This window comes from Edaphosphingomonas haloaromaticamans, assembly GCF_001853345.1.
In the GTDB taxonomy this organism is placed as follows: Bacteria; Pseudomonadota; Alphaproteobacteria; order Sphingomonadales; family Sphingomonadaceae; genus Sphingomonas_E; species Sphingomonas_E fennica.
The window spans coordinates 3661023-3683799 of sequence record NZ_MIPT01000001.1; the positions used below are offsets into that span (position 1 = coordinate 3661023).

At 67.7% G+C, this 22777-nt stretch carries 26 protein-coding genes and 1 tRNA gene; 13 read left to right on the forward strand and 14 right to left on the reverse strand.

What is annotated here, in order from left to right; all coding sequences use genetic code 11:
- Positions 1–102: 102 nt before the first annotated feature.
- From BHE75_RS16955 to BHE75_RS25060, 4 genes are all read left to right on the forward strand, one after another.
- Positions 103–969, forward strand: a complete 867-nt coding sequence (locus tag BHE75_RS16955) for a pirin family protein (protein ID WP_191225215.1) — start codon at positions 103–105, stop codon at positions 967–969.
- A 136-nt stretch (positions 970–1105) separates the two neighbouring features.
- Positions 1106–1747: a hydrolase gene (locus tag BHE75_RS16960; RefSeq protein WP_070936023.1), complete on the forward strand. Its 642-nt coding sequence runs from the start codon at positions 1106–1108 to the stop codon at positions 1745–1747.
- A 60-nt stretch (positions 1748–1807) separates the two neighbouring features.
- Positions 1808–2149: a hypothetical protein gene (locus tag BHE75_RS25055; RefSeq protein WP_254684478.1), complete on the forward strand. Its 342-nt coding sequence runs from the start codon at positions 1808–1810 to the stop codon at positions 2147–2149.
- 29 nt (positions 2150–2178) lie between these two features.
- Entirely contained in the window at positions 2179–2487 is a 309-nt protein-coding gene (locus BHE75_RS25060; protein ID WP_254684479.1) for a hypothetical protein, read from the forward strand.
- 182 nt (positions 2488–2669) lie between these two features.
- On the opposite strand, the gene BHE75_RS16970 is transcribed toward BHE75_RS25060, so the two are convergent.
- Together BHE75_RS16970 and BHE75_RS16975 are read right to left on the reverse strand one after the other, a co-directional pair.
- Positions 2670–2745: transfer RNA gene (locus tag BHE75_RS16970), tRNA-Ile, on the reverse strand.
- A 76-nt stretch (positions 2746–2821) separates the two neighbouring features.
- Positions 2822–4066: a sensor histidine kinase gene (locus tag BHE75_RS16975; protein WP_438830630.1), complete on the reverse strand. Its 1245-nt coding sequence runs from the start codon at positions 4064–4066 to the stop codon at positions 2822–2824.
- A gap of 614 nt (positions 4067–4680) precedes the next feature.
- On the opposite strand from BHE75_RS16975, the gene BHE75_RS16980 reads away from it, so the two are divergent.
- Entirely contained in the window at positions 4681–5193 is a 513-nt protein-coding gene (locus tag BHE75_RS16980; RefSeq protein WP_015458041.1) for an Lrp/AsnC family transcriptional regulator, read from the forward strand.
- A 779-nt stretch (positions 5194–5972) separates the two neighbouring features.
- Here BHE75_RS16980 and BHE75_RS16985 read toward each other — a convergent pair.
- A complete protein-coding gene (locus BHE75_RS16985; protein WP_041864830.1) occupies positions 5973–7229 on the reverse strand; it encodes a hypothetical protein in 1257 nt (418 codons plus the stop codon).
- Between the two features lie 199 nt (positions 7230–7428).
- Between BHE75_RS16985 and yaaA the strand changes: the two genes are divergently transcribed.
- The 5 genes from yaaA (at position 7429) to BHE75_RS17015 (ending at position 14937) form a co-directional block, all read left to right on the forward strand.
- Complete coding sequence (yaaA, locus tag BHE75_RS16990; RefSeq protein WP_015458043.1) at positions 7429–8196, forward strand: peroxide stress protein YaaA; 768 nt, start codon at positions 7429–7431, stop codon at positions 8194–8196.
- Between the two features lie 165 nt (positions 8197–8361).
- On the forward strand, positions 8362–8772 hold the full coding sequence (locus tag BHE75_RS16995; protein WP_139181753.1) for a hypothetical protein: 411 nt from the start codon (positions 8362–8364) through the stop codon (positions 8770–8772).
- Positions 8773–8918: 146 nt separating this feature from the next.
- Positions 8919–11648, forward strand: coding sequence for a DNA gyrase subunit A (gyrA, locus tag BHE75_RS17000; protein ID WP_070934568.1), 2730 nt, complete (start codon positions 8919–8921; stop codon positions 11646–11648).
- Between the two features lie 447 nt (positions 11649–12095).
- Positions 12096–13337, forward strand: a complete 1242-nt coding sequence (locus BHE75_RS17010) for a helix-turn-helix domain-containing protein (RefSeq protein ID WP_070934570.1) — start codon at positions 12096–12098, stop codon at positions 13335–13337.
- Positions 13338–13515: 178 nt separating this feature from the next.
- Positions 13516–14937, forward strand: a complete 1422-nt coding sequence (locus BHE75_RS17015; protein ID WP_084653271.1) for a putative bifunctional diguanylate cyclase/phosphodiesterase — start codon at positions 13516–13518, stop codon at positions 14935–14937.
- Between the two features lie 16 nt (positions 14938–14953).
- Here BHE75_RS17015 and BHE75_RS17020 read toward each other — a convergent pair whose 3' ends face one another.
- The 9 genes from BHE75_RS17020 to flgC form a co-directional block, all read right to left on the reverse strand.
- Positions 14954–15334, reverse strand: coding sequence for a GFA family protein (locus BHE75_RS17020; RefSeq protein ID WP_070934571.1), 381 nt, complete (start codon positions 15332–15334; stop codon positions 14954–14956).
- An 81-nt stretch (positions 15335–15415) separates the two neighbouring features.
- On the reverse strand, positions 15416–15835 hold the full coding sequence (locus BHE75_RS17025) for a hypothetical protein (protein WP_015458051.1): 420 nt from the start codon (positions 15833–15835) through the stop codon (positions 15416–15418).
- Positions 15825–16127, reverse strand: coding sequence for a rod-binding protein (locus BHE75_RS17030; RefSeq protein ID WP_015458052.1), 303 nt, complete (start codon positions 16125–16127; stop codon positions 15825–15827). Before BHE75_RS17030 ends, BHE75_RS17025 begins: the two co-directional genes overlap by 11 nt.
- A 1-nt stretch (position 16128) precedes the next feature.
- A complete protein-coding gene (locus BHE75_RS17035) occupies positions 16129–17259 on the reverse strand; it encodes a flagellar basal body P-ring protein FlgI (RefSeq protein WP_015458053.1) in 1131 nt (376 codons plus the stop codon).
- Between the two features lie 62 nt (positions 17260–17321).
- On the reverse strand, positions 17322–18389 hold the full coding sequence (gene flhB / locus BHE75_RS17040; RefSeq protein ID WP_015458054.1) for a flagellar biosynthesis protein FlhB: 1068 nt from the start codon (positions 18387–18389) through the stop codon (positions 17322–17324).
- 1 nt (position 18390) lies between these two features.
- Positions 18391–19146: a flagellar biosynthetic protein FliR gene (gene fliR / locus BHE75_RS17045; protein WP_015458055.1), complete on the reverse strand. Its 756-nt coding sequence runs from the start codon at positions 19144–19146 to the stop codon at positions 18391–18393.
- A gap of 6 nt (positions 19147–19152) precedes the next feature.
- The gene (locus tag BHE75_RS17050) at positions 19153–19416 is read right to left on the reverse strand and encodes a flagellar biosynthetic protein FliQ (RefSeq protein WP_015458056.1); all 264 of its coding nucleotides are present in this window, start codon (positions 19414–19416) and stop codon (positions 19153–19155) included.
- A 15-nt stretch (positions 19417–19431) separates the two neighbouring features.
- Entirely contained in the window at positions 19432–19776 is a 345-nt protein-coding gene (locus BHE75_RS17055; RefSeq protein WP_070934572.1) for a flagellar hook-basal body complex protein FliE, read from the reverse strand.
- Between the two features lie 11 nt (positions 19777–19787).
- Complete coding sequence (gene flgC, locus BHE75_RS17060; protein ID WP_070934573.1) at positions 19788–20195, reverse strand: flagellar basal body rod protein FlgC; 408 nt, start codon at positions 20193–20195, stop codon at positions 19788–19790.
- Between the two features lie 109 nt (positions 20196–20304).
- Between flgC and BHE75_RS17065 the strand changes: the two genes are divergently transcribed.
- From BHE75_RS17065 to fliP, 3 genes are read left to right on the forward strand one after another with little or no spacing between them, the layout of a single operon-like run.
- On the forward strand, positions 20305–20538 hold the full coding sequence (locus BHE75_RS17065) for a FliM/FliN family flagellar motor switch protein (RefSeq protein ID WP_015458059.1): 234 nt from the start codon (positions 20305–20307) through the stop codon (positions 20536–20538).
- 1 nt (position 20539) lies between these two features.
- Positions 20540–20848, forward strand: a complete 309-nt coding sequence (locus tag BHE75_RS17070) for a flagellar biosynthetic protein FliO (protein WP_070934574.1) — start codon at positions 20540–20542, stop codon at positions 20846–20848.
- Positions 20841–21572, forward strand: a complete 732-nt coding sequence (gene fliP / locus BHE75_RS17075; protein WP_070936026.1) for a flagellar type III secretion system pore protein FliP — start codon at positions 20841–20843, stop codon at positions 21570–21572. The genes BHE75_RS17070 and fliP overlap by 8 nt, the downstream gene beginning before the upstream one ends.
- Before the next feature lie 86 nt (positions 21573–21658).
- On the opposite strand, the gene BHE75_RS17080 is transcribed toward fliP, so the two are convergent.
- On the reverse strand, positions 21659–22327 hold the full coding sequence (locus tag BHE75_RS17080) for a PilZ domain-containing protein (protein WP_015458062.1): 669 nt from the start codon (positions 22325–22327) through the stop codon (positions 21659–21661).
- A gap of 13 nt (positions 22328–22340) precedes the next feature.
- On the reverse strand, positions 22341–22763 hold the full coding sequence (locus tag BHE75_RS17085; RefSeq protein ID WP_015458063.1) for a hypothetical protein: 423 nt from the start codon (positions 22761–22763) through the stop codon (positions 22341–22343).
- Positions 22764–22777 lie beyond the last annotated feature (14 nt).

Sequence of the window (22777 nt, forward strand, 5' to 3'; positions counted from 1 at the left end):
AGGACGTTGAGTCCATTATGGCAATCTTCCGGCCATATTGGTGCATCATTATTGTGCATTCCAACAGCCGCCTTCCTTGTCGGAAGGCGCGGGAGATGCGTGATGAAGAAGATCCTCGGCACCTACAGCAATCCCAACCAGCATTGGGTCGGCGATGGCTTTCCGGTCCGCTCGCCCTTTTCCTACAACAGCCTCGGCGGCCGGGTGAGCCCCTTCCTGCTGCTCGATTATGCCGGGCCGCATAATTTCGCGCCGACGACCGATCGGCGCGGCGTCGGCCAGCATCCGCATCGCGGGTTCGAAACGGTGACGATCGTCTATGACGGCGAGGTCGAGCACAGGGATTCGGCCGGCAACGGCGGCATCATCGGCCCCGGTGACGTCCAGTGGATGACCGCGGCGGGCGGCATATTGCACGAGGAATATCATTCCCCGGCCTTCGGCAAGACGGGCGGCCCGTTCCGCATGGTCCAGCTCTGGGTCAACCTGCCCGCGAAGGACAAGATGGCGCCCGGCGGATATCAGGGCATCACCGCGGCGGACATCCCGGCCGTCGAACTGCCCGATGGCGCCGGCATCGCCCGGGTGATCGCGGGCGAGATGCTCGGCGCGAAAGGGCCCGCGCGCACCTTCACCCCGATCAACGTCTGGGACGTGCGGCTGAATCGCGATGCCGATCTGACGCTCGACCTGCCCGAAGGTCATACCGCGATGCTCGTGGTGCTCGCCGGCCATGTAACCGTGGGCGGCAGCGAGGGCGCGCGGGAGGCCGAGATGGTCCTGCTGAGCCGCGAGGGCGGATCGATCGGGATCCACGCCGACGGCGACGCGACGATCCTCGTCCTGACCGGCGAGCCGATCGACGAACCCATCGTCGGCTACGGCCCCTTCGTGATGAACAGCGAGGCGGAGATCCGCCAGGCCATCGAGGATTTCAACAGCGGCAGGTTCGCGGCCGTCGCGGCCTGACGCCGACCCGGCTCCCTTCCCCACCCCCCGGGGAGCCGGGTCTCCCCCTTCCCCAATCGACGGCGGACCGGTGCGCCCCGCCGCGACGGCAACCCAAACCGCCGAACCCGGCGCGCCCCTGAAACAGGAGAAAGCCGTGACAAGCGAAGCCATCCGTGACCCGCAGGCCGATCATCTGCTCACCCCGCAGAATTCCGCCTTCATCATCATCGACTATCAACCGGTGCAGGTGAACTCGATCGCCTCGATGGACCGGCAACTGCTGCTCAACAATATCGCCGGCTGTGCCAGGGCGGCGGTCGCCTATGGCCTGCCGGTGGTCCATTCGACGGTAAACGTCGCAACCGGCCTCAACCAGCCGCCGGTTCCGCAGATTCGCAAGATATTGGGCGATTATCCCACTTACGACCGCACCAGCATCAACAGCTGGGAAGATGTCGAATTCCGCAGGGCCGTGGAAGCGACCGGCCGCAAGAAGCTGATAATGACCGCGCTGTGGACCGAGGCATGCCTGACCTTTCCCGCGCTGGATGCGCTCAGGGAAGGCTATGAGGTCTATGTCCCGGTCGATGCGGTGGGCGGAACCTCGCCGGCCGCCCATGACGCTGCATTGCGACGGATCGAGCAGGCGGGCGGCAAGATGATCTCCGTGCCCCAGCTCTTCTGCGAGCTGCAGCGCGACTGGAACCGCAGCGAGACGGTTCCCGCCTTCATGAACCTGTTCATCGAGACCGGCGGCACCGCCGGAATCCAGTTCTCATACGACAAGGCCGATTGATCCCGCCGTTCCGCCGGCGCGGCGGCCGCCGCCCCGCCGGTCCCCTTACGGAGAATGACCATGACGACCCCCGCCAACTTCAACGGCCAGCGCCCCGTGATCGACCCCGACGATGCGGTGATGCTGCTGATCGACCACCAAAGCGGCCTGTTCCAGACGGTCGGCGACATGCCCATGCCCGAGCTGCGCTCGCGCGCAGGGGCGCTCGCCTCGATCGCGACGCTCGCCAACATGCCCGTGATCACCACCGCCTCGGTGCCGCAGGGTCCGAACGGCCCGCTGATTCCGGAAATCCACGCCAACGCCCCGCACGCCCAATATGTCCCGCGCAAGGGCGAGATCAACGCCTGGGACAATCCCGATTTCGTCGCGGCGGTGAAGGCGACCGGCCGGGGACGCTGATCATCGCGGGCACGATCACCAGCGTGTGCATGGCCTTTCCCTCGATCAGCGCGGTGCAGGACGGCTACAAGGTGTTCGCGGTGGTCGATGCATCCGGCACCTATTCGAAGATGGCGCAGGAAATCACGCTCGCCCGCGTCGTCCAGGCCGGCGTCGTGCCGATGGACACCGCCGCCGTCGCGTCGGAAATCCAGAAGACATGGCACCGCGATGATGCCCGGAAATGGGCCGAGGTCTATACGAAGATATTCCCGCCCTATCAGTTGCTCATCGAAAGCTACGCCAAGGCGCAGCAGGTCGCGACCGAGCATGAAACGCTCGATTCCCAGCGCGCCTGAACGCGCGCGCCCGTCCTGATCCCTCGGGCGACCGCCTCGAACCGCGCCCGGTTCGAAGCGGTCGCCCTTTCCCGATCTCGGCGCCCCGGCGTCTCCACCCTTGGAAGCCCAGCGTCATCCTCGTCGCACCGATCGCGTCGCCGACCGATAACATATTGATAATAAATGAAATATCTGGGCGTTGGTGGGCCCGGCAGGACTCGAACCCGCAACCTAGCCGTTATGAGCGGCCAGCTCTAACCATTGAGCTACAGGCCCCGACCAACGATGCCCGGATAGCGGAGGCGGATAGCGGCTGGCAAGCGCGTTCGGCGCCGTGCCGCCGGCCTCTCGTTCAGCCCTGCCCCTGGCCCGAGCGGCGCTCGCCTTCCCGCACCGGCAGGCGCAGGTCGAAGCTGTCGGCGCGGATATCGAGGCCGCCGCGCGCCGAGACGGCGAGGTTGCGGATCAGGCGGAGCGCGAAGCCGAGGCCCAGCACCGGCGCATCCGGCCAGTCGCCGTCGGGGCTGTAGCCGGGATCGAGCAGGGCATGTTCGTCCCGCCCGTCCAGCAGGCACGGGCGGGAGACCGAGAGGCGAAGCTGGCCGCCTTCGCAACGCAAGGTGGCGAAGATCGTCTCGCCGCGTTCGGCCAGGCCGATCGTGGCCGCGAGCAGCCGCGCAAACATGCGTTCCACCGTGACCGGATCGGCATCCACCGCCGGCAGCGACTGGGCGATGCGGAAGGCGAGCGTCACGCCGCGCGGACGGGCCACCGCCTCATAATCGTCGTGCAGCCGTTCGATCAGCATCGCGGCATCCACCGCGCTGGCGGCATTCTGCACGCGGCGCGATTCCAGCCGGGCGGCCATGTCGAGATCGTCCACGGCCGCCAGCAGGCGGCGCCCCTGATCGAGGATGTCGCCGGCGCGATCGCGGTAATCCGTGCCCGCCGGGCCGAGCATCTGCCGCTCGATCATCTCGGCGAAGCCGACGATGGCGTTGAGCGGCGTGCGCAGTTCGTGGACGAGCTGGCGCAGCGCATCGGGCGCCAGGCCGGAGCCGTAGAGGCCGGCGGCGAAGGCGGGCTGGGCCGCGATCTCGTCCGCGCGGGGGCGGCGCGCGGTGCCGCGATAGCCGGTGAAGCGGCCGTCATGATGATCGAAGAAGGGCACGGCCGAAATCCGCCATTCGCCCGATACCGGCCCCTCGCCCGGCACGCTGAGCCGCGCGTCGCGGAACGAGGCGCGGCGGCGGAAAGCGCCCGCGGCATGGCCATCGACGCCATGGCCATATTGTTCGGCGGCGACCGCGATGACGATGCCGACCAGCGGGCCGCGATCGGCCCCCTCCACCCAGCGGATCATGCCGTCGGGGCCGGTTTCGAAGCGGAAATCCTCGATCCGTTCGCCGGCGGCAGGCGTGGCGGGCGGCGTTATCTCGGCCCGGTCGCGATAGGCGGCGATGCGATCAAGGAGGTCGCGGATCTGGGTATCGCCATCCGGGGCGTCGGCGGGCAGCGGGGCGATGGTGGCGGCGGGGATTTGCGCGAACGGCGCCGGGCCGGCCAGCGCGGCATCCTCGGCCAGCATCACCTCCATCGCGGGCGATGCGGGCGCCGGCTGGGCCGCCCGATCCGCGCCCAGCGCGAAATCGGCGGGGCCGAAGCTGTCGAGCGCGATGCGGACGCCATGGGTGAGATCGCGGCGATGGCGGAGCAGGCCGCGCGCCAGTGGCGAAAGGGCGGGAAGCAGGCCCAGCCATTCCTCCTCGCCAAGCTCCGCCGTGGAAAGCAGCCCCGCGCATACGGCCGCCGGCTCCTCCGCGATGAAGGCGAGCAGGACGGGGCTGACCCGGCGGCTGGCGATGGCGGCCACGCTTTCGGCCCGCACCGCCTGCGGCACATCGGCGCGGATGCGGCGGAGCAAGGCGATGGCGGCGCGGCGGAGATCGGGATCGATCGTGGCGTCGCGATCCTGCGCGAGGATATCGACGATCTGTCGCCACGCGGCCGTGCGCGCGCCGGCATCGGCCACCGGCCNCGCCAATACCGTCGCGAGCTTGTCGTCGAAGCGCACCCCTGATCGCCTTCCCTGAACAGGCCGGGCTGGCCCCTTGTTGCGATCTCCCCCGTTACCGCCCCGCGCGCATCCGGGAAAGACGATTTTATGCGTCGTCGCATAGTGGGACAATTGCACGGCCGCGAAATATTCTTATGTTCGCGACACATCATCTGGAAGGATATGCTGTGACTGCGCGGTTTCCGCTCGATTCCATCGACCGCACCATCCTGTCGGCGCTGCAGGAAGAGGGCCGTATCACCAATGTCGACCTTGCCCGCCAGGCCGGGCTGACCGCCCCGCCCTGCCTGCGCCGCGTGCGCGCGCTGGAACAGGCCGGCGTGATCGAAAGCTATCATGCCCGGCTGAACGCCCCGGCGCTGGGCTATGGCATCATGGTGTTCGCGCTGGTGAGCCTGAAGAGCCAGGCCGAGGACGATCTGCGTGCCTTCGAGGAGCATATGGCCAAGCTGCCCGAGGTGCGCGAATGCCACATGCTGAATGGCGAGATCGACTTCATCCTGAAGATCGTCGCGCACGACCTGCAGGCCTTCCAATCCTTCCTGACATCGCAACTGACCCCCGCCCCCAACGTGGCGAGCGTTAAGACGTCGCTGACGATCCGCACATCCAAGGACGCGCCGGGGGTGCCTGTCGACCCCGAGTGACGACGGCTGGCGCGATTTCCGGGCGACCGGCATCGATCGCCGTTGGGTAAACCGCCGAATGATCGTTGACGCGGGCTATGGCCGGAAGCTCTCTCGGGAAACCCGGCCCTTGCGGACATCGGCCTTGAGCCCTCTCCCGCCTTCGCGGGAGAGGGTTGGGTGAGGGCAACGAAATGACGATTTCCCTGACAGCGCCGCGCCCGGATTTCTGACAATCGTTTTTTCCGCGCTTCTCACTGAATTCCTGCCGGCCCGGATACGCTGGCAAAGCGGGCATAGCCTTGCACGGAAATTCCATCGTCACGCCGGACCTGTTCCGGGGTCCACCGTGCCGCAGACATCGACGTTGATGATCGAGCGCCAGCATTGCGTCTCCATCCTCGCCAGCGGCTTCGACGGCACTGTATGTCGGCCTAGCGCCCTGTCTTCTGCGCCGCATCGACCCGTATCCCGCAATCGCGCGAAAAGCAGGGCAGGCGCTGGCAAAGGGACCGGAAACGAACGAGACAATCAGTCTTGGCATGATCAGGCGCCACCACCTGCTTGACGGTGGACCCCGGAACAGGTCCGGGGTGACGATGGGGTTATTGTCCTCTCACCCCGACAAATCGACCGCGCCGATCGCCCGGCGCAGTGCTTGAAACCGACCGCTGCCGCCCGTGGACTCCACGCTGCCCCGGTTCCGTCTCCGCTCCACGCCGACCTCCAGCCCACGAAAAAGGGGCGACCGGATGATCCGGCCGCCCCCTTTCTATCCGTTGCCCAAGGGCGACGGCAGATCAGGCCTGCTGGTCGATCCAGATCAGCCAATATTTGGCGAGACCCTGGCGCGGGCCCGTGATCTGGGAGAAGACCTGCTTGGCTTCTTCCTTCTGGCCGGCGCGGGCGAGCGCCATGCCGAGGCGGGTGTTGACGACATTGGCGTCCACGCCGCCCTTCTGAAGGGCGACCTTGTAGAGCTCCGCCGCCTTCGCATATTCGCCATAGCCGAGGTAGGAATCGGCGGTGGCGCGGGCGGCGACGCCGTTCGCGGCCTTCGCGGCCGAGGCGGCAGCGCCGGCGAGATCGGCCTTGTCGGCCGCGACGCGCGAATTGGCGGTGTCGCTGAACAGCTTGATGTTGCTGTTGGGGGTGAGCTTCAGCATGCCGGCGGCGACGCCTTCGTCGATCACCGCCTTACCTTCGCCAGGAAACTTCAGATAGACCGCCTCGGCATAGGTATAATAATCGCTCTCGCCCTTCAGCGCCTTGGCGGTGCGCATCAGGCGCATCAGATCAAGCTCCTGATCGGCGTCGATCTTGTTGAGATCGCGATAGGTGATGAGCGAATCACGCCAATTGTCCTGGCTCGGATAGGCCTTCAGCCACGCCTGGGTGATATCCGCCACCTGCGGGCCGAGCTTCGCCTTGTAGCCGATCGCCACGCCGCGCTGATAATAGGCTTCCGGCAAGGGCTGGCCGGCGGCCTGCGCCTTGTTGATCGCTTCCTGCAGCACGGCCAGCGCCTCGGCCGGCTTGCCCAGCTTGTCCTTCGATTCGACGAGAAGGGCGTAGGATTCGGTCGAGCTGTCGCCCGCCTTGGTCGCCTGGTCGAACGCCTGCTCGGCGCGGGCATAGTCCTTCGATTCATAGGCGAGGCGGCCGCGGACAACCCAGAAATTGCCGAGCGAGGCGGCCGGCACCTTGCCGCTTTCCAGCATCAGATCGAGCGCCTGGGCCTGGAGCGTCTTGTCCTTCTGGGCAAGGCCGACATCGTAGGAGACCGAACCGGCATAGAATTTGTCGTCGGGCGTCTGCGCGGCGGAACGGGCCTCGCCCGCCTTGGCGACGGCGGTGGCGATATCCTTGGGCGCGTTGCGATCCGGGCCGATCGCGGCCTGGGTGGCGGCCACTGCCTCGCGCACCGCCGGCGTGAGCTGGGGCTTGCCGGCCTGTTCCTTTTCCTTCTTCGCCGCCAGCGCGGGCTGGACGCCCACAACCGCCACGCCGGACAGCGCGAGCGCGAGGCCCAGCGTGATCGTCGAAACCATTCTCATCTTCTCAAGCCTCCTCAGGGAGCGGGGATTCCCGTGCGCCGGCCTGCCTACTCTGCCACCGCACGCCGCACAAGATTTCGCCACACAAGCCCGGCCATGCCGGAACGGCGCTGAACCCGCCTTTAATGACGCGGCAAGCGGCCGGCACCACAATGCTTTTTCCCTTTTGCCGGCGCCGCTGCTGGGATAGGCGCGGCCGATGCTTGCCCTGCTGTCCCCCGCCAAGTCGCTCGATTATCGGCGCCCCCTTCCCCCGCACGCCACCACCCGCCCCCGCTTCGCCGAGGAAGCCGGGGCGCTCGCCGCCGCCGCCGCACGGCTGGGCGCGGCCAGACTCGGCGAACTGATGCATATTTCGGACAAGCTGGCGGAATTGAACGCCGCCCGCTTCGCCGGCTTCGCCGAGGCCGAGGAGCGCGCGGCGCTCCACGCCTTCAACGGCGACGTCTATGTGGGCTTCGAGGCGCGGAGCCTGGACGATGCCGCGATCGCCTTCGCCCAGGACCATGTGCGCATCCTGTCCGGCCTTTACGGACTGCTCCGCCCGCTGGACGCGATCCGCCCCTATCGGCTGGAGATGGGAACGCGCTGGGCGCCCGAGGCGCGCAACCTCTATCTCCACTGGGGAAGCCGGGTGAGCGAGGCGATCGCCGAGGACCTGGCCGAGCAGGGCGACGGAGTGATCCTGAACCTCGCCAGCCAGGAATATTGGGGCGTGGTATCGCAGGCCCCGCCCAAGGCCCGCATCATCACGGTCGATTTCAAGGAATATGGCCCCAAGGGCCTGCGCTTCAGCAGCTTCGCCGCCAAGCGGGCGCGCGGGATGATGGCGCGCTGGCTGTGCGAGCATCGCGTGGCCCGGCCGGAGGAGATGAAGGCGTTCGACAGCGACGGCTATGCCTTCGATGCCGCCGCGTCCGCCCCGGACCGCTGGCTGTTCGTGCGGGGAACGGCGGCGGAGGCGTGAAGCCCCGGCCCGCCGCCTTCGCCTGCGGCGCAGCATCAGCCACGCCTTTCGGGAAAGTGAAATAATCATCGCGTAAGAGCCACGGTTAGCATCTTCGCAATTGCCATCGCCTTCGAAAATGGTGCATTGCAGCGTCAAGGACTCGCCAGGCAACGGAGTATCGTCATGTTGCGTTGTGTCCCGACCAGATACCGGCCCGCTGACGCCCTGATCGTGCTGGGCGCCTTCGTCGCCGGCGCCCCTTCGGCCCAGGCCGCGCTTCTCCTGATGGAAGGCCCGATGGCGCACCGATCGGCCGCCGATCCCGCGCCGATGCACATTCCCGCCCCCCTCCCCGCGCCCGATGCCGCCACGGGCGCGAACGGCAGGGACCCGGCCCTGACGCCCGCTGCCGCGCGGCAGCGCTGGCTGGCGGCGATGGCGGCGGCACCCGACGAGGATGGACGGATCGTGGCGGCGGGCACCACGAGCAGCCTCGGCAGCGCGGGCTGGCTGCCTCTGGTCGGTGCGCTGATGCTGGTGGCCTTCCGCCGGCCCCGCCGCGACGGCCGGCTGCGCTACATCTCCGCCGTCTGACGAAGGCGATCCGGCGGGGTCGTCCGGCCCCCGCCTCCCATGGAATTCGACAGCGCCGGGCTGGCATACGGCGACCAGTTGGGCTAGGGGCATGAGGTCGCGCCTGCGCGCGCGAAAATGCCCTGTCACGACATACGGAAACCATCTTGGCCAGCGTCCCGCCGCCCAGCGAAAACAGCGACATCTCCCCCGTCTCGATCGTCGACGAGATGAAGTCGAGCTATCTCGACTATGCCATGTCGGTGATCGTCAGCCGCGCGCTGCCCGATGTGCGCGACGGCCTGAAGCCGGTGCACCGGCGCATCCTTTTCGCCAGCCAGGAAGGCGGTTTCGTCCCCGGCCGCCCCTATCGCAAGTCGGCCAAGATCGTCGGCGACGTGATGGGCAATTATCACCCGCATGGCGACGCCGCGATCTACATGGCGCTCGCCCGTCTGGCGCAGGACTGGTCGATGCGGGTGCCGCTGGTCGACGGCCAGGGCAATTTCGGGTCGATGGACCCGGACATGCCGGCTTCCATGCGCTACACCGAGGCGCGGCTCGCCAAGCCGGCCATGGCGCTGCTGGCTGACATCGACAAGGACACCGTCGATTTCCAGCCCAATTATGACGGATCGCTGCAGGAGCCGCAGGTCCTGCCGGCGCGCTTCCCCAACCTGCTGGTCAACGGATCGGGCGGCATCGCCGTCGGCATGGCCACCAACATCCCGCCCCACAATCTTGGCGAGGTGATCGCGGCCTGCAAGGCGTTCATCCACAATGGCGGGATCAGCTCGGAAGAGCTGCACGAGATCATCCCGGGCCCGGACTTCCCGACCGGCGGCCTGATCCTGGGCAAGGGCGGCGCGCGCAACGCCTATCTGAACGGCAAGGGATCGATCATCATGCGATCCCGGCATGTGATCGAGGAAGGGCGCGGCGACCGGCGGTCGATCGTGCTGACCGAGATCCCCTACCAGACCGGCAAGAGCGCCCTGGTGGAAGGCATTGCCGAGGCCGCCAAGGAAAAGCGGATCGAGGGCGTTTCGGACATCCGCGACGAATCCAACCGCTTCGGCGTGCGCATCGTCATCGAGCTGAAGCGCGATGCCACCCCGGAAGTGGTGCTGAACCAGCTCTGGCGGCACACCTCGGCGCAGACCAGCTTCCCGGCCAACATGCTCGCCATCCGCGGCGGCCGCCCGGAAGTGCTGAACCTGCGCGACATCATCGAGGCCTTCGTCAAGTTCCGCGAGGAAGTGATCACGCGGCGTTCGAAGTTCGAGCTGCTGAAGGCCCGCGAGCGCGCCCACATCCTGCTCGGCCTCGTCATCGCCGTCACCAACCTGGACGAGGTGGTGCGGATCATCCGCGGCTCCTCCAGCCCGGCCGAGGCGCGCGCCGCCCTGCTCGCCCGCGAATGGCCGGTGGCGGAGATCGCCGCCTATATCAAGCTGGTCGAGGCGGTGGAGCATGAGGTGGACGGCGACACCTACCGCCTGTCCGACGCGCAGGTGCGCGCCATCCTCGACCTGCGCCTGCACCGCCTGACGGCGCTGGGCCGCGACGAGATCGGCGACGAGCTGGCCAAGCTCGCCACCTCGATCGGCGAGCTGCTGCACATATTGGGCGACCGCGCCCGCCTTTACGAGGTGATGGAGGAGGAGCTCGACCTCATCGCCGCCGAATTCGCCACCCCGCGCAAGACGACGATCGCGCCGGCCGGCGACGATATCGACGACGAGGACCTGATCGAGCGCGAGGAGATGGTCGTCACCGTCACCATGGGCGGCTATATCAAGCGCACCCCGCTGGAAGCCTTCCGCGCCCAGAAGCGCGGCGGCAAGGGCCGTTCCGGCATGGGGACGAAGGATGAGGACGCCGTTATCGCGCTGTTCGTCACCTCCACCCACACGCCGGTGCTGTTCTTCTCCAACCACGGCAAGGTCTATCGCCTGAAGGTGTGGAAGCTGCCCGAGGGCGCCCCCCAGGCGCGCGGCCGGCCGATGGTTAACCTGCTGCCGCTGGCGGCGGGCGAGACCATCTCCACCGTGCTGCCGCTGCCCGAGGACGAGGCGGTGTGGAAGGACCTGCACGTCATGTTCGCCACCGCCAAGGGCACGGTGCGCCGCAATTCGATGGATGCGTTCACCAACGTGCCCTCGAACGGCAAGATCGCCATGCGCTTCGACGAGGGCAGCGACGATCGCCTGATCGGCGTCGCGCTGCTGACCGAGGAGGACGACGTGCTGCTGGCGACCCGCCAGGGCAAGGCCATCCGCTTCGAGGCGACGGCCGTGCGCGAGTTCCAGAGCCGCACCTCCACCGGCGTGCGCGGCATGACGCTGAAGGAAGGCGACGAGGTGATCTCGCTCTCCATCCTGCACCGCGCCGGCGCCAGCCAGGAGGAACGCGAGGATTATCTGCGCTTCGCCCCGTGGAAGGCGGAGAAGGAAGGCGCGCCGCAGATGCCGGCCGAGCGCTTCGCCGAGTTGCAGGCGCGTGAGCAGTTCATCCTCACCGTCTGCGCCAACGGCTACGGCAAGCTCAGCTCGGCCTATGAATATCGCCGCACCGGGCGCGGCGGCCAGGGCATCACCAATATCGACAATATCGCCCGCAACGGGCCGGTGGTGGCGAGCTTCCCGGCGCTGACCAGCGAGCAGCTGATGCTCGTGACCGATCAGGCGAAGATGATCCGCCTCGGCCTCGATACGCTGCGCGTGATCGGGCGCGGCAGCGCGGGCGTGCGCCTGTTCAACGTGGCTGACGACGAGCATGTCGTCTCCGCCGCGAAGATCGAGGAAAGCGAAGAGGACGAGGCTGAGGCCGAGGACGGCGCCGGTGATGCCGACGCCGGGGCCGAGGCCGGCGGCGAGGCCGCGCCGGAAGCCTGATCGAACGGGGAACCGCGCGGACGGCGAGGCCGCGCGGTTCCGGTTCCGGCGGGCCCCCTTCCGGGACCGCGACGAAACGGGCCCCCGCACGCACGCCGCGGCCCGCATCCATCCTATATTGAACTGTCCGATCGGCCGCCGGAAAGCGCGGCCGGCCATGTTCTGCGCATGTCGGCCCATGTCGGGGCTGCCCATGCTGATGGAAAAATCGAACATCTTCAAGATGTAGATCAGACCAGAATGGACTTATCTGCTTATTCGGCGGCGGTTTTTCATGCCGACCACCGGATGTTGGAATCGTCCCCCCATGCGATTTGGCCCGAATGCCGGACAAAGCGGCCGCATTCCTATGTTAATGACTCGTTTCCCATAATATTGACGACGCGCGGATTCCGGGGCATGCGTTGCCGCGACAAAAACTGAGCTTTCGCGTGAAATGAACGGAAAATGGCTTTCCATCTGAAACGGAGCCTTTCCCTGCAACAGGACGACGCGCTTCGGGGGGGGAAGAAATTGTCCGCCGTGGATGCGCCGGCCGAGGGGATCGAGATCGATCGATATCGGTCGATCGTGTTTCCCAATAATATCCGCCTCTGCCGCCGCAAGCGCGGCCTCGCCAAGCTGCTGGCGCTGTCCCAGCGCCTTCCCGACATTCCCTATATCCGCCTTTCCAAGATCGAGCGTGGCGAGGTGTTCGCCAAGCCGGCCGAGCTTGCCGCCATCGCGGGCGCGCTGAAGCTGCTGCCCGCCGATCTGCTGATCAACATCGACGACGACGCCTTCGACATGGCCGAATGGGCGGCGGACGTGCAGGACCCGGCGAGCTTCGATCCCGCCGAGGACCATTTCGCCGTGCTGCTGGCCGCCGCGATCCGCCATCGGCGCGAGGCGGATGCGGGGCTGACCATCGCGGCCTTGGAAAAGGATTATGGCATCGCCCCGGTGATGCTTTCGCGGCTGGAAAACGCCTTCAAGCCGATCGGACGGTGGAATGACGGCACGGTAGCGGGCATCTGCCACCTGATGGACGTGGCGGACGTGGCCGCGCTACGCGAGCGGGTAACCGGGCTGTATGCGGCCGGCGCGCTGGACGCGCATCTCCGCGCCGTGGCCAATCCCGAGGATCGCAAGGCCAAGACGCGGGCCCGCGTCGCCGAGCTGCGCGCCGCCTTCGATCCCGCCGCCGGCCGGCTGCACCCGCGCCCGCCCAAGGCGCCGCCGCCGCTCCGCGCCGATCCGGCCGGAACGCAGCCCGCCTTCGCCATGCTGGCGGAGGAGCGCGCACCGTTCGAGGGGCCGGCCATGGCCGAAGGGGAAACCGCCCTGGTGCGGCTGGTGCCGGTTTTCGGCGCGCCGATCGGCGAGGGGCTGATCCAGCGCACCCCCATGGGCACCATGGTGGAGGCGCCGCGCGGGGCCGGACCCAATGCCTATGGCCTGCGCGTCTGCCGGCCCACGCTGGGGCCGGCCCTGCCGGCACGGGCGACGGTGATCGTCGATCCCGATCGCTTCCCCACCCCCGGCGGCATCGCCGTGGTGCGCGAGACGGAGGGGCTGCGCCTGCTGACGGTGGGCGTCGATCGCGACGGCCGGATGACCGGCTATAGCGCGCATCCCGATCGCGAGATCGCGATCGACGCGCTCGATCCGATCGACGTCGCCACGGTGATCGGCGCCATCTTCGACTGAGATCTCCGGCTAAGGGGATTCCGAAGGCGGAAGCGGCGCCTCGCCGCCAAATACGCGTGATTCCAACGGCCTGGTCGATAAATTCCGAATCCGAACGCCTGAAATCCGGCCATCCGATCGATGATCGGCCGAAACCATTCCTATAATGATCCTGAGTAGCCGAGTTCAGGACGCTGTTATGCGCGCACGCCGCGGGGCAAAGGATATATTGGGCAGCGCCCTGCACAGGATCACCGGCTTCCTCGGCACGGCTTCCGGCACAGGCATTCCACGCGATACAGGCTCGGCCGCCCATGGCGACGGCCCCGGCGGCTGGATCGATCCCGTCACCACCCTTCCCGACCGCCGCACCATCGCCCGCCTGTTCGATGATCTGCGCGCGCGCCTCGAAGGCGGGCCGGTGGCGATGCTGATCGTCAACCTCGACCGCTTCAGCATGGTGAACGACGTGTGCGGCCATGAAGCCGGCGACCTCGTGCTGCGGGTGACGGCGGAACGGCTGCGACGGCTGGCCAGGGCATCTGGCGCGGCGCTGGCCCATCTGGGCGGGGACGAATATGCCTGCCTCATGCCCGGCGATGCCGCCAGCGCCGCCGAGATCGCGCGGCGGATGGTGGACCAGGTGGCCGAGCCGATCGCGGTGGCGGGCGGCGTGGTGGAGGTGGGCGCATCGATCGGTATCGCCGACAGCGCCGCGATCGACGGCCGCGCCGACGATCTGCTGCGCGTGGCCGGCGTCGCCCTGTCCCGCGCCAAGAATGACGGCGGCGCCACCTTCCGCACCTTCGAACCGGCGATGGATTTCGACCTGCGCGATCGGGTGCGGCTGGAAAGCGATCTGCGCGCCGGCATCGCGCGCGGCGAGGTCGTGCCCTTCTACCAGCCGATCCTCTCGCTCCAGTCGGGCCATCTCGTCGGCTTCGAAAGCCTGGCGCGCTGGTGCCACCCGATCCGGGGGATCATCGATCCCGCCGTGTTCATCCCGATCGCCGAGGATGTCGACCTCATCAACGATCTGAGCTTCGCGCTGCTGCGCCAGGCGTGCCGCGACGCGCGCGACTGGCCGGGGCACCTGACGCTTTCGATCAACATATCCCCCCTGCAGATCCGCCGGCCCGATCTCGCCATCCGCCTGCTGCAGACGCTCTACGCCGGCGGCCTCGCGCCGGGGCGGCTGATCCTGGAGATCACGGAAAGCGCGCTGGTGGAGGATATCGCCGCCGCCCGCGCGACGATCCTTTCGCTGCGCAATGCCGGGGTGAAGGTGGCGCTGGACGATTTCGGCACCGGCTATTCCAGCCTGCACCATCTGCGCGAGCTGCAGTTCGACCGGATCAAGATCGACCGCTCCTTCATCGCCACGCTGGACAGCTTTGCCGGCGGCAAGATCGTGCGCGCTATCGTCGATCTCGGCCACGGCCTCGGCATGCCGGTGACGGCGGAGGGGGTGGAGACGATCGAGCAGGCCGACACGCTTTCGCTGCTGGGCTGCGCCTATGGCCAGGGCTTCCTGTTCGGCCGCCCGCTCCCGGCGGCCGAGGCGCTGGCGGCGGTCGATACCCGCCATCCGATGATCGATCCCCGCCGCGCCACGGGCTGAGCGGGGGCTCCCCGGCTTATCGCGGCCGCTGCGGAAGGCCGTCCGCTATCTCGTAATAATCGCCCTTGTCGGCGACGAAGATGTGCTTTTCCAGATGCGTGCCCGTGGGCGCATCGAAGGCGCCCATCGCCACCGCGATGCTGTCCTTGAACACGGGCTTCCAGAACAGGGCGGAGCCGCAGACCGAGCAGAAGCCCCGCTCCACCTTCTCCGACGATCGATACCAGCTCAGCTTGTCGGCGCCGTTCAGCCGCAGATCGGCCAGCGCCATGTCGGTGGACGCCCAATAATGGCCGGAAACCTTGCGGCACATGCTGCAATGGCAGGCGTCCGGGCCGCGCAGCTCGCCCGCGACCTCGAAGGTGACCGCCCCGCAAAGACATGATCCCCTGTGCACCGTCCCCTCCCCAGCCGCTGTCTCAGGCGGGCTTGATAGAGGGCGCGGGCGGCGATCGTCCAGCGCGGGGCGGACGGGCGATCAGAATTCCGAATTGACCGAGATCGGGGCCGTGAAATCCGGGGCGAGGTTGCCGGCCGCGCCATAGGTGGAGGCGCGGCGGCCGGCGAGGCGCTTGGCCTCGGCGGTGACGGCGCCCATCATCTCGATCGAAAGATCGATCTGGCGTTCGAGGATGGCGGCGTTCGCGGTCGAAGCCTCGCCCAGCGCGATCAGCGCGGCGGCAAGCTGGTCGCGCCCGTCCTGATCCAGCGCCCGCGCCCAGCCGGGCTTTTCGCGATCGAGGCGGGCAAGCTCGCTTTCCAGCACGCCGACGAGGCGGATCTTGGCGGATGCGAGCTCGGCCAGGTCGCGGCCGCCCTCGCGCGAGCGGAGCCGATCGGTTTCCTCGTTCATGATGAGCGTGAGCGACGCCATGACGTCGATCGCTTCATTGGCCATGGCCGGAACCTCCCTGCATACGGATGATCTGATCGAGCACGGCGGGCGCGAGGCCGATGCCGCCGCGCTTCGCGATCTCGTTACCCATTTGCTCGGCAAGCACGCCGCGGAACATCTCCTCGCCCGCGCCGCCGGAAAAATCGCCGGTGTCCACCATCTCCATCATCAGCTTGGTCATCTGGCCGACGAACACGGCCTCGAACTCGCGCGCCGTGGAGGCGGGATCGGGCGTGGGGCGCGGCATCTGCGCGGTCGCTGCCGGCGGCAGCATGGCGGAGGCGATATCGGCCATCTTACTGCACCTCGATTTCGGCCTGGAGGGCACCCGCCCCCTTCAGCGCCTGGAGGATGGTGATGAGGTCGCGCGGGCTGACGCCGAGCGCGTTGAGCCCGGAAACCAGGGTATGGAGCGATGTGCCGCCGTTCAGCACCGCCAGCGATCGGCCGCCGCCGTCGTCCACGTCGATGCTGGTGCGCGGCAGCACCGTGGTCTGTCCGCCGGAGAAAGGCTCCGGCTGCGAGGCGATCGGGGTTTCGGTGACGGCGATGGTCAGCCCGCCCTGGGCGATCGCGACCGGGCTGACGCGCACGTCCGCCCCCATCACCACCGTGCCGGCGGCCTCGTTGATGACGACGCGCGCGGGCTGGTCGACATCGACGGGCAGGTTTTCGATCCGGGCCATCAGTTCGACCAGCGGGCCGCCATAGCCGGCACCCTGGCGCAGCTCGACCGTGGCGGGATCGAGCACCTCGGCCGCGCCGGGCGCCTGCATGTTGATGACGTCGGCAATGCGGTGCGCGGTGGTGAAATCGGGGTTCTTCAGCGCCAGCTTCAGGCTGGTCGCCGACTTGAGGGCATAGGGCACCTCCCGCTCGATGATCGCGCCGCCGGCGATCCGCGCGGAGGTGGCGACGCCGCGGGTGATACGCGCGGCGGCCCCTTGCGCCTTGAAGCCGGATACCGCCACCGGCCCCTGGGCCACGGCATAGATTTCCCCATCCAGCGCGCGCAGTGAGGATACGAGCAACGTGCCGCCCTGCAGGCTGGTCGCATCGCCCATGGCGGAAACCTGCACGTCGATCTTCGATCCGGCGCGCGCGAAGGGCGGCATCGTCGCCGTCACCGAAACGGCGGCGACATTTTCCGTGCGCATCGTCGTGCCACGGATGTTGACGCCCATCCGTTCCAGCATCGCCTGGATCGTCTCCTCGGTGAAGGGGACGTTGCGGATGCGATCGCCCGTGCCGGCCAGGCCGACGACGAGGCCGTAGCCGACGAGCTGGTTGGAGCGGACATTCTCGACGTCCACGATATCCTTGATCCTGGTCGCCGCGTCAGCCGGCGCGACAGCGAGGCCGCAGCCCAGCACGGCGGCCGAGACCAGCGACAGGGCACGGGCCCGAAATCTGGTAAAGCTTCGCATCATAATCCTTATAGGATGAAGCGGCGGCCGAACCGGCGGCCGGGCCGGGATTTTGCGACGGATCATGCCACCCGCCTCGCCAGGCGCATCACGTAGCCGATGATCTCCGCCACGGCGGCATAATGTTCCACGGGAATGGGGTGGTCGATCTCGACCGCGGCATAGAGCGCGCGGGCGAGCGGCGGGCTTTCGACGATCGGCACCTTGGCGCCGGTCGCGATCTCGCGGATCTTCAGCGCCACCGCATCGACGCCCTTGGCGACGACGATCGGGGCCGCCATCTCGCCATGTTCATATTTCAGCGCCACCGCATAATGGGTGGGGTTGGTGACGATCACGCTGGCGGTGGGCACCGCCTGCATCATCCGCCGCCGCGCGCGCTGCATCTGGATCTGGCGGATGCGCGCCTTGATCTTGGGATCGCCGTCGCTCTGCTTGATCTCGTCCTTGATCTCCTGAAGGCTCATCCGCATCCGCTTCAGATAGGCGCGGCGTTGATAGACGAAATCGAACAGGGCGAGGCCGACGACCATCATCGCGACGACCTTGAGCACGCGGTAGATCATCTCCGCCAGCGTCTTGCCCACGTCATAGGGCGACTGGCCGATCAACTGGTCGAAGGCCACCGCGCGCGGCCAGGCGACCAGCACGGCGACGAGGACGATGACGGTGAACTTGGCGAGCGTCTTGCCGAATTCCACCAGCGCGCGCGTGCCGAACATGCGCTTGAGCCCGGTCATCGGCGAAAGCTTCGACCATTTGAGGCGGACCCGCGACCAGCTTATCGTCGGCCGGCCCTGGAGGAAGAGGGTGAGGATCGCGCAGCCGAACAGCACGGCGGCGATCGGCGCCAGCGACAGGGCGGTTTCCGCCATCACTCCGCCGACCAGATTTTGCGCGCCGCGCGGCTCCATCCGGAAATCCTCGGCGCTGCCCCACAGCCGCACCATCATCGTGCTCAGCCGCGCGAAGCACCAGGCGCCCAGCCCGCCGGCGACGACGAGCGCGCCCACGAACATGGTGGCGTGCCGCATCTCCGGCGCATTGGCGACCTCGCCCTTCTTGCGGGCATCCTCCAGCCGCTTCTGGGTCGGTTCCTCGGTCTTCTGGTCCTGATCGGTCTCCGCCATGTCAGAGGCTCCAGCCATTCTGCATGAAATTGGCCATGGCGTTGGCGAACGCCGTCAGGATGCCGCCGATCAGCACCGCGAACAGCGACATGCCGAGCAGGATGTTGAGCGGCTGCATGATGAAGAAGGCCTGGATCTGCGGCGCCATGCGCACCGCTAGGCCAAGGGCGACGTTGAACAATATGCCGTAGACGATCAGCGGCGCCGCCATGCTGACGGCAAGGCCCATCGCGTGGCCCGTGGTTTCCACCGCCAGCCGGGCGAAATCGGCCGCCGGCGGCAGGCCGCCGACCGGGAACAGCGCGTAGGACTGGACCATGGCGGCGATCCACAGGTGATGGACGCCGGTGGTGAGGCAGACGACCGCCGCGGCGATACCGATGAAGCGGGCAAGCACGGACGCCTGCCCGCCGAGCGCCGGGTCCATCACCAGCGCGGAGGACAGGCCGACCTGGAGGCTGATGATCGCGCCCGCCATCGATGCGGCGTTGAACAGGATGCGGACGATCATCCCCATCGCGATGCCGACCAGCAATTCCGACAGGACGATGCCGGGCAAGGCGGTGTCGGAACGGAGCGCGGGCGCGACCTGCCCGCCCAGCAGCCCGAACAGGCCGGCGGTAAAGCCCAGGCCGAAGAGCAGGCGCACGCGGCCGGGGATCGCATCCTCCGAGAAAGCGGGGAGCAGCATCAGCACCGCCCCGATCCGTGCGAACAGGATCAGGAAGGCGGCCGCATCGAAGGGGAGCCCCGCCATCGCCCGTCACCCCGCGACGATGATGTCCGCGATGCGGGCCATGAAGCCCGCCAGCGCCCGGCCGATCATCGGCAGGGAAAGAAGGAGGACGATGCCCAGCACCAGGATCTTGGGCACGAAGGTAAGCGTCATTTCCTGGATCTGGGTGAGCGCCTGGAACAGGCCGACGGCGACGCCGACGATCAGCGAACCGATCAGCATCGGCCCCGCGATCGTCAGCATCAGCAGCAGGCCGGCCTTGGCCAGCTCCATCGCCTGGAAGGCATCCATCGCGCCGGCCCCGGATCAGATCTGCATGCGCATGATTTCGGAATAGGCGTTCACCACGCGATCGCGCACCGCGACCACGGTGTCGAGCGCGGTCTCGGCCGCGCCGATCGCGGTGACGACGTCGATCAGGTCGCCCTTGCCGGCCACCTGCTGCGCGCTCGCCGCCTCGGCGGTGCGCAGCGACGTGGCGGCTTCGGTGACGAGATTCTCGATCANCCCGCCGAACCCGCCGCCCGGCGCGCCGGCNGCGGCACCCGCCACATCGGCGGCGCCGCCGGATGCGCCACCGGCGGCGGCGGGCGCGATGCTGTTCACCGCGCGGCCATAAGCGGCCGCGGCGTCAAGGACTCCGATGGACATGGATGGCTTCCTTATTTGAGAAGGTCGATCGTCCGCATCGTCAGGTTGCGCGCGGATTCGATGGCGTTGAGATTGGCTTCATAGGATCGCTGCGCGGCCTTCATGTCGGCGGCCTCGACCAGCCCGTTCACGTTGGGGCGCAGCACATAGCCCTGCGCGTCGGCCGCCGGATTGCCCGGCTGGTAGATGCGCTGGAAATCGGTCTTGTCGCCTTCGATCGAACGGACCTTGACGTTGGTGGCGCCGGTCGCCCGGTCCACCTCCGCCTTGAAGGTCGCGACGCGGCGGCGATAGGGATCGCCGCCCGCCGTGCGGGCCACGGAATCCGAGTTGGCGAGGTTTTCGGCGATGATGCGCATGCGCAGCGATTGCGCACGCAGGCCTGATGCCGACACACCGATCGAAGACTTCAGATCCATGGTTCCTCCCGCCCGCTTGATCGCTGGCTTTTCCCTTATAGGCATTTTTTGCCTAGCTCCGGCGGTTCGGCGAAAATTAATCCTATAAAAATCCCAGAAGGAGACCTCTATGTCCGTCCTCGAGGGAATACCCATCGACCTGTCGATCGTTCTCGGATCGACCAATCTGCCGATCCGCCAGGTGCTCAAGATGGGGCGCGGCGCGATGATCCCGCTCGATTGCGGGCATAATGATCCGACGCTCGTCTATGTGAACAACCAGCTGGTGGCCAAGGGCAAGGTGCTCGTCGAAGGCGAGCATATGTCGCTGGAGATCACCGAAGTCGTCCAGCGGGTGCGCTGACATGGATTTTCTCGCGCTGCTGCGCACCCTGGGCGCGCTGGGCGTCGTGCTGGGCCTGCTGGCCGGCGCCCTGTGGGCCGTCCGCCGTTACGACCTGAAGCTGCCGGGCGCCTTCGCGGGCGGCCTGGGGCCGAAGGGGGACGTGCGGCGCGTGCAGATCATCGAACGGCTGGCGATCGACGCTCGCCACAGCGTCGCCCTCATCCGCCGCGACGACAGGGAACATCTGGTGATGCTGGCGCCCCAGGGGCCGCTGCTGATCGAAGGCGGCATCGATGCCGCCGCGCGGAAGGCCGCCGCCGATGCGTAAGGCCATCCGCATCGCGGCGATCGCCGCGCTCCTGATGCTGCCGCAGGCGGCGATGGCGCAGAGCGTGACCGCCAATCTGGGCGAGGGATCGATCTCCGGCCGCGCCATCCAGCTCGTGCTGATGCTGACGGTGCTGAGCCTCGCGCCCGGCATCCTGATGACGGTGACGAGCTTCACGCGGATCATCGTCGCGCTCTCGCTGCTCCGGAACGGGCTGGGCGCGCAGGGCGTGCCGCCCAACCCGATCATCATCAGCCTGGCCTTGTTCCTCTCCTTCTTCGTCATGGGGCCGACCTTCGACGCCGCATGGAAGCAGGGCGTGACCCCCTATAATGAGGGCCGCATCACCGAGGCGCAGGCGTTCGAACGCACATCCAAGCCGTTCCACACCTTCATGCTGAAGCATGTCCGCGACGAGGACGTGAAGCTGTTCGTCGACCTTTCCGGCAAGAAGCCGACGCCGCGCGCCGAGCTGCCGATGACGACGCTGATGCCCGCCTTCATGATCTCCGAGCTCCGGCGCGCGTTCGAGATCGGCTTCCTCTTGCTGCTGCCCTTCCTGGTGATCGACCTCGCCGTGGCGGCGGTGCTGATGGCGATGGGCATGATGATGCTGCCGCCTGCGACGATATCATTGCCGATGAAGATCATCTTCTTCGTGCTGGTCGATGGCTGGGCGCTGATCGCGGGATCGCTGGTCAAGAGCTTCGGCGGCCCCGGCTGACGCGGCGGGGCGCTGTTTTCGACAACGAAAAAGGGGCGCGGGACCGATCCGGTTCCGCGCCCCTTTTCGTCAGCATATGTCCGGCTTCAGCTATCCGCGGCGGAATAGCGGGTGGCGGGATCGACCAGCCATTCGGCCAGCGTGGCGAAGGCGATCGATTCCAGGAAGGCGACGCCCACCTTGCCGTCCTGCACCCAGCGCACCACGCCCTTCTGCGGCGGCAGGCCGGGGACGACGAGGGTGACAAGCTCGTCCTTCTCCACCGGCGCGGTGACGGCGAGCTTGGCGCCGCCCTGCGAAAGATCCACCACCGACACGCGGTGGATGCGGCCGTTGGTCTTGAGCTCGGCAGGGCAGCTCGTCGGCAGGCGCGGCGCGCGGGGCACCTGCCCGCCCGGCCGGCGCCAGCTCGTCGAGGATTGGGAGAGCAGCCGCTCGACATCGATCGCGGCATCGAACTGCACGCCGATCGATCGCCGGTCGGTCCAGCGCACCTCGCCGGCGATCACGTCGCCGTTGCGGAATTCGATGCGGATGCGCTCGCCCACGACGAAGCGGGCGCGGACGTCGGCCTTGAGCCCGCCCGAGGAAAGGTTGCGGACGCAGCAGAGCGCGTCGTAGCGGTCGCTGGTGATGCGCGCGATCAGCAGCAGCGCGATCGTCCGCGGCGAACGCGGCGTCATCAGCGGCGCGGCGCGCGACGGCAGCCAGTCCCCGTTGTGATCGCCGCCTGCCGCGGAGGACGAAAGGTTCATCGGTTTCTCCGGTTCAGATCGGGGCCGCCTGCGTCACGATAGCGCGGCGGACCACATTCTTTCCATAGGTTTCCTGCGCGGCATCGAACACGACCCTGCGAAAGGCGGCGAGGCTCGGGATCGTCCCGTCCCGCCCGCTCGCCATCGGCGTGCGATAGGTGCGCATGTTGACCGCGTTCAGCAGCACCGGCATCTTCGCCGCGATATCGTCGCGCCGGTCGGCCGGCACCTCCAGCTGCACCTCGAAGGAGACGTAGGAAGCGAGCCTGCCGTCGGAAAATACGAGCGGCGCCAGGATGGGGCCGGTGGGCACGAATTCCAGCTTCTCGACCGTGGGCATCGGCGCGGCCAGCAGCCTGCCGGTGCCGTAGGCGGCCCCGCCGCCCACGCCCACGCCGGCGACCAGCGCCAGGATCGAGACGAGCATCTTCTTCATCCTATATCCCCCCT

Excerpts from the sequence above, each read along its gene's own strand:
- BHE75_RS17080 (WP_015458062.1), bottom strand. The coding sequence starts at position 22,327 with ATGAACCTTTCGTCCTCCGCGGCAGGCGGCGATCACAACGGGGACTGG.
- BHE75_RS25060 (WP_254684479.1), top strand. The coding sequence starts at position 2,179 with ATGGCCTTTCCCTCGATCAGCGCGGTGCAGGACGGCTACAAGGTGTTC.
- BHE75_RS17050 (WP_015458056.1), bottom strand. The coding sequence starts at position 19,416 with ATGGATGCCTTCCAGGCGATGGAGCTGGCCAAGGCCGGCCTGCTGCTG.
- BHE75_RS17065 (WP_015458059.1), top strand. The coding sequence starts at position 20,305 with ATGTCCGTCCTCGAGGGAATACCCATCGACCTGTCGATCGTTCTCGGA.
- BHE75_RS16985 (WP_041864830.1), bottom strand. The coding sequence starts at position 7,229 with ATGAGAATGGTTTCGACGATCACGCTGGGCCTCGCGCTCGCGCTGTCC.
- BHE75_RS17070 (WP_070934574.1), top strand. The coding sequence starts at position 20,540 with ATGGATTTTCTCGCGCTGCTGCGCACCCTGGGCGCGCTGGGCGTCGTG.
- BHE75_RS17035 (WP_015458053.1), bottom strand. The coding sequence starts at position 17,259 with ATGCGAAGCTTTACCAGATTTCGGGCCCGTGCCCTGTCGCTGGTCTCG.
- BHE75_RS17010 (WP_070934570.1), top strand. The coding sequence starts at position 12,096 with ATGGCTTTCCATCTGAAACGGAGCCTTTCCCTGCAACAGGACGACGCG.
- BHE75_RS17030 (WP_015458052.1), bottom strand. The coding sequence starts at position 16,127 with ATGGCCGATATCGCCTCCGCCATGCTGCCGCCGGCAGCGACCGCGCAG.
- yaaA (WP_015458043.1), top strand. The coding sequence starts at position 7,429 with ATGCTTGCCCTGCTGTCCCCCGCCAAGTCGCTCGATTATCGGCGCCCC.
- BHE75_RS16980 (WP_015458041.1), top strand. The coding sequence starts at position 4,681 with ATGTTCGCGACACATCATCTGGAAGGATATGCTGTGACTGCGCGGTTT.
- BHE75_RS16975 (WP_438830630.1), bottom strand. The coding sequence starts at position 4,066 with ATGGAGGTGATGCTGGCCGAGGATGCCGCGCTGGCCGGCCCGGCGCCG.
- flgC (WP_070934573.1), bottom strand. The coding sequence starts at position 20,195 with ATGGATCTGAAGTCTTCGATCGGTGTGTCGGCATCAGGCCTGCGTGCG.
- BHE75_RS16995 (WP_139181753.1), top strand. The coding sequence starts at position 8,362 with ATGTTGCGTTGTGTCCCGACCAGATACCGGCCCGCTGACGCCCTGATC.
- fliP (WP_070936026.1), top strand. The coding sequence starts at position 20,841 with ATGCGTAAGGCCATCCGCATCGCGGCGATCGCCGCGCTCCTGATGCTG.
- BHE75_RS17025 (WP_015458051.1), bottom strand. The coding sequence starts at position 15,835 with ATGGCCAATGAAGCGATCGACGTCATGGCGTCGCTCACGCTCATCATG.
- BHE75_RS25055 (WP_254684478.1), top strand. The coding sequence starts at position 1,808 with ATGACGACCCCCGCCAACTTCAACGGCCAGCGCCCCGTGATCGACCCC.
- BHE75_RS17015 (WP_084653271.1), top strand. The coding sequence starts at position 13,516 with ATGCGCGCACGCCGCGGGGCAAAGGATATATTGGGCAGCGCCCTGCAC.
- BHE75_RS16955 (WP_191225215.1), top strand. The coding sequence starts at position 103 with ATGAAGAAGATCCTCGGCACCTACAGCAATCCCAACCAGCATTGGGTC.
- flhB (WP_015458054.1), bottom strand. The coding sequence starts at position 18,389 with ATGGCGGAGACCGATCAGGACCAGAAGACCGAGGAACCGACCCAGAAG.
- BHE75_RS17085 (WP_015458063.1), bottom strand. The coding sequence starts at position 22,763 with ATGAAGAAGATGCTCGTCTCGATCCTGGCGCTGGTCGCCGGCGTGGGC.
- fliR (WP_015458055.1), bottom strand. The coding sequence starts at position 19,146 with ATGGCGGGGCTCCCCTTCGATGCGGCCGCCTTCCTGATCCTGTTCGCA.